Source organism: Thauera aminoaromatica S2 (assembly GCF_000310185.1).
GTDB lineage: Bacteria > Pseudomonadota > Gammaproteobacteria > Burkholderiales > Rhodocyclaceae > Thauera > Thauera aminoaromatica.
Genome location: NZ_AMXD01000217.1, coordinates 1 through 4,292, shown reverse-complemented (window position 1 = coordinate 4,292; position 4,292 = coordinate 1). Strand labels below are relative to the sequence as shown.

General features: G+C 73.1%; 4 protein-coding genes and 2 pseudogenes. 2 read left to right on the top strand and 4 right to left on the bottom strand.

Translation table 11 applies throughout. The features are described from left to right. Positions 1-356: pseudogene (locus C665_RS18730) on the bottom strand (GTP cyclohydrolase); the annotation flags it as partial. Positions 357-453: 97 nt separating this feature from the next. Here C665_RS18730 and C665_RS18725 point away from each other — a divergent pair. After that, complete coding sequence (locus C665_RS18725; RefSeq protein WP_083854725.1) at positions 454-1,320, top strand: RibD family protein; 867 nt, start codon at positions 454-456, stop codon at positions 1,318-1,320. A gap of 698 nt (positions 1,321-2,018) precedes the next feature. On the opposite strand, the gene C665_RS21205 is transcribed toward C665_RS18725, so the two are convergent. Next, on the bottom strand, positions 2,019-2,291 hold the full coding sequence (locus C665_RS21205; RefSeq protein ID WP_004326755.1) for a hypothetical protein: 273 nt from the start codon (positions 2,289-2,291) through the stop codon (positions 2,019-2,021). On the opposite strand from C665_RS21205, the pseudogene C665_RS21445 reads away from it, so the two are divergent. Then, positions 2,229-2,369, top strand: a pseudogene (locus C665_RS21445) (helix-turn-helix transcriptional regulator); the annotation flags it as partial. The gene C665_RS21205 and the pseudogene C665_RS21445 overlap by 63 nt on opposite strands. Positions 2,370-2,453: 84 nt before the next feature. Here the strand turns inward: C665_RS21445 and C665_RS18715 are convergent. Further along, complete coding sequence (locus C665_RS18715; RefSeq protein WP_004326753.1) at positions 2,454-3,434, bottom strand: lysylphosphatidylglycerol synthase transmembrane domain-containing protein; 981 nt, start codon at positions 3,432-3,434, stop codon at positions 2,454-2,456. Further along, positions 3,431-4,292 (bottom strand): class I SAM-dependent methyltransferase (locus tag C665_RS18710; RefSeq protein WP_004326751.1); only part of this gene is annotated, 862 nt, incomplete at its 5' end. The genes C665_RS18715 and C665_RS18710, both read right to left, overlap by 4 nt.

Below are 4,292 nucleotides of genomic sequence, written 5' to 3'. Positions count from 1 at the left end.
TGGGCGCGCCCGAGCAGGCGCAGGGCGGCGCGCTCGACCGGGCCGCCGTCGCGAAGTTCGGCGTCCGCGGGCAGGCTGGCGCCGCGCTGCCAGGCGAGCGCATGCAGACCGGCGGCGTCGGGAAGCGGCGACAGGCCGACGGAAACCGCCTGCGCGGCCCCGGCGCGGCCGATCGCGGCGAGGCGGTGGTCGCTCAGCACCAGGCGTGCGGGCGAGCCGGCCAGCATCTGCATTTCGCCCGCCGCGGCATCGTCCAGGCCTTCGACAGCGCACACGACGAAGGCGCGCGCGTGGTCGCGCACGAGGATCGAAAGTCCGCGTCGCAGGTCGAAAAGGGCACGCTCGGCTTGGCGCATTTGTTTTTCTCCGTTTGGGGTGTCGGGGCTCGACCCTGCACCAGGCGCTTTCCAGGCCGGCAGACGCGAGTGAAGACGATTTTTCAGGGAAGGATGGATGGCGGACGAACTTGTACCAGATTGGGGCTGGGCCTGCATCCTGCAAGCCCGCGACGCTGATTGGGCCGGCGCCGGGACGATAAGTTTCACGGTCGAGGGCGTGGCGATCGAGATCGCTCCGCGCGGCGCCTGGCGCTGCGCGCGGGCCTTGCGCGCGGACACCGCGGAACTGCTCGATCTCTTCCTGCCCTGGGTGGCCAGGCCCGGCCGTCTCGCGATCGCCCAGCTGGGGCAGAGCCTGGATGGCCGCATCGCCACCGCGAGCGGGGCCTCGCACTATATCAACTGCCTCGAGGCACGTACCCACCTGCACCGGCTGCGGGCGCTGGTGGATGCGGTGGTGGTGGGGGTCGGCACGGTGAATGCCGACGATCCTCAGCTCACGGTGCGCCACGTCGCCGGGCGCAACCCCGTGCGCGTGGTGCTCGACCCGCGCGGTCGCGCGCGGGCGGACGCGAGGCTGTTCCAAGACGGCGCCGCGCCCACCGTGCACCTGGTTGGCGAGGATCTCGCGCCGGGCACCGCCGCCGTGCTGCCGGGGCGGGTCGCGCGCGCGGGCCTGCCAGGTGCCGGGTCGGGTTTCGAGCCGGGCGCGGTGCTCGATTGGCTGGCACGGGCGGGCTGCAGGCGGGTGCTGGTGGAGGGGGGTGGGCACACCGTGTCGCGTTTCGTGCAGGCGGGGGCGATCGAGCGGCTCCATCTGCTGGTCGCACCGCTGCTGATCGGCTCGGGGCGCGCCGGGCTGGTTCTGCCGCCGATCGACACGCTCGACGAGGCCCTGCGTCCGGTGTGCAGGCCGTTCCGCTGCGGGAGCGACAGCTTGTTCGACCTCGACTTCGATGGGGCGGGGCGGGCGGCGCAGTAGAGATAAAATCTCGATAGAAAAGAAAAAATCGACAAACGCGTTTCTCGTCGACGAATGACTGATATGATCCCGCAGGTCTTCGTAGTCGTTTCCGTGCGATCCTGAATCGTTCGGCTGCGCTGCGGGACGACCGGCGCTCCACGGCGAGTGGGCGACGGACCCCGCTGCAGCCGGCTCGCCGATTCACTGGAGTGAGGATGTCGATCGACCTGCCGTCCAATCCGCATCAAGGCCCGCTCCCGACGCGGGCCTCCGCAACCGCCCGACCTGTGGTGCACGATCTGCCGCGGGCGCGGGAAGCCGGCGCGCGTCCGGCGAGTGTGCAGCGCCTGGACCTGTGCCGGCTGGTCGCCGATGTCGTGCCCGACGAGGCCCCGCCCAACCCCGCGGAGCAATACGAGGCCCTCGTGCTCGTGCGCGGGCACGCCTTCCTGCGCAGCAGCGAGGCGGCGATCGAGCTGGAGCCCGGACAGATCCTGCTCGGCACCGGTGCCTCGCCCGAGCTGCTCTATTCGGCCGATAGCGAGCTGTGGAGTGTGCTCGTCCCCGAGTCCGTGCTGCGCGAAGCGTGTTCGGAGTGCGGCTGGCTCCACGCGGGAGAGGGCGTGCGCTTCAACCGCAGCCCCTGCACGCGCGACGAGCTCGACCACCTGGTCACGCTGCTGCGCCTGGTTGCGAGCGAGAGCGCCAGCGGGGCGCTACGCGCGCAGCTGTTCATGCACTACGCCCATACCGTGGCCAACAAGCTGCTGTTCACCCTGCAGCATAACCAGCCGACCTCGCAGACCTGTGGCCAGGCGCGCCTGTTCGAGCGCCTCGAGCGCCACATCGAGGCGCGCATCAAGCAGGACATCAGCGTCGAGCAACTCGCCCAGTTCGCCGGGCTGAGCCAGCGCTCGCTCTATCAGGTGTTCAAGGACCAGGCGCGGATGTCCCCGCGAACCTACATCCGCCGCAAGAAGCTCGAGCATGTGTACGCCACCCTGATGGACCCGGCCGTGCGCGTGGCGAGCGTCACCGCGGTGGCGCTCGACTACGGCTTTACCCACCTCGGGCGCTTCGCCGAGCTCTACAAGTCGAGCTTCGGCATCCTGCCCTCGGAGAGCCTCAAGGCCCGTCCGCCCGGCAGAGCCTCAAGGCCCGTCCGCCCGGCAAGTAGGCGTCGCCTCGGCGGTGGAGCGCGCGCCGGGCTCGTGGCGCCGCAGCGCCAGCGCGCCCGGCAGCGTCGACAGCAGCACGACCACGCCGTAGCTCACCGAGGCCGCTACGCCTTCGGCGGCGTCCAGCCCGGCCGCCTGCCACACCAGCGCGGCCGCGCCTTCACGGATGCCCCAGCCCGCCACCGAGAGCGGGATCGCCATCGCCAGCAGCACCCAGGGCACCAGCGCCGCCGCCTGGGCTGGCGGCGTGGCGAGCCCGCTCACGCGCATGCAGCACAGCCACACCGCGACGTAGCTGGCCACGATCAGCAGCGAGGCGAGCAGCTGGCGCAGCAGCACCGCGCGCCCGAGCAGCGCCCGCCGGGTGGCGCTGGCCAGGCTGCGCAGGGCCGTCCTGGTGCGGCCTGCGAGTGCTGTCGCGACGAGGGCGAGCACGGCGAGCACGCCCATCCACGGCAGTCCCCGGAGGTCGACGGCGTCGCCCAGGCGTCCCGGCACAACCTGCAGCGCGGGGGCGGCGAGCACGCTCGCGACCACCACCAGCAGCAGCGCGAGCTGGCCCGCGCCGCGCTCGATCACCACTGCCTGCCAGGCTGCGTCGCGGGCTATGCCCGGCAGACTGGCGTGGCGCCAGGCGCGCGCGGCGTCGCCCATCACCCCGCCCGGCAGGATCTGGTTGAGAAAGCTCGCGAGGTAGTACTCGCGCAGCGCATGGGCGAAGCCGAGCGGGGCGCCGAGGCGGCCGGCGGTGAGCTGCCAGCGCCACGCCGACAAGGCCGTCTGCAGCACGCCGATCGCGAGCGCGAGCGCCAGCCAGGCGGGCGCAGGCGCGCCGAAGGCGGCGATGAGGGCGCGCGGTTCGATCCACCACAGCACGCCGGCGAGCAGCCCGAGGCTCGCAAGCGCACGCAGGACGGGCAGCGGGCGTCGAGTGCGCCGGGCTTCGCCGCTCATCGCGCGCGGGCGGCGGGGCCGTCGGGCCGGAGCGCTGCCGGGGTGGCGACCGGCGGGCTGGCGAAGAGGTCGAGGTGCCCGACTTCAAGCACCTCCTTGCCCCGTGCGGCGCACTGCGCACTGCGGCGTGCGTGCCAGGCGGCGATGCGCGCGGCGGCGTGCGGGCACTGCGCGGTGGCGGCGTCGCGCCAGCCGTCGATGAGCGCGCATGCGAGCGCAGCCTGGGGCGGGGCGGCGAGGTCCAGCCGCCACGGGCTGGCGGCGGTCTCGACGTCGAAGCCACGCGCCGCGAGCAGCGCGGCGAGCGCGGGTGCGGCGTCCGGTCCGAGCGCGGCACCGAGGCCCTTGTCGCGGCGTTGGTGGGCGTTGAAGGCGTCGCGGACGAAGGCATCGTCGGGGACGGGTGGCTCTGCGGAGCCGTGGGTCAGGAAGCGCCAGGTCCCGTCCACGCTCAGCGTGATCAGCAGCGCGCAGCCGGTGCTCGTGCAGGCATCGGCGAGGCGGACCAGCCAGCTCGCTGGCATGAGGTCGAGCACGGCGGAGGCGCACACGAGGTCTGTGTCCGCGAGCGCAGGTGCGGCGAGCGTGCCGAGGTCCCGGCAGCGGGTGTCGACCTGCGGCTTCGCGCCCTGCGCATCGCGCAGGTCCGCGCCGAGGGTGCGGGCGCGTTCCAGAAGACCGGTGTCGTGGTCGACCAGCGTCCATTGCTGCGGGCCGGGCAGGCGGGGTGCGAGGTGGCGCGCGTTGGCGCCGCTGCCGCAGCCGAGGTCCATCAGGCGCAGCGGGGCCTGCGGGTGCCGTCGCCGTCGCCCCTGCAGCCAAGCGGCGGCGAGCGCTTCGAGTCGGGGCGCGCGCGCG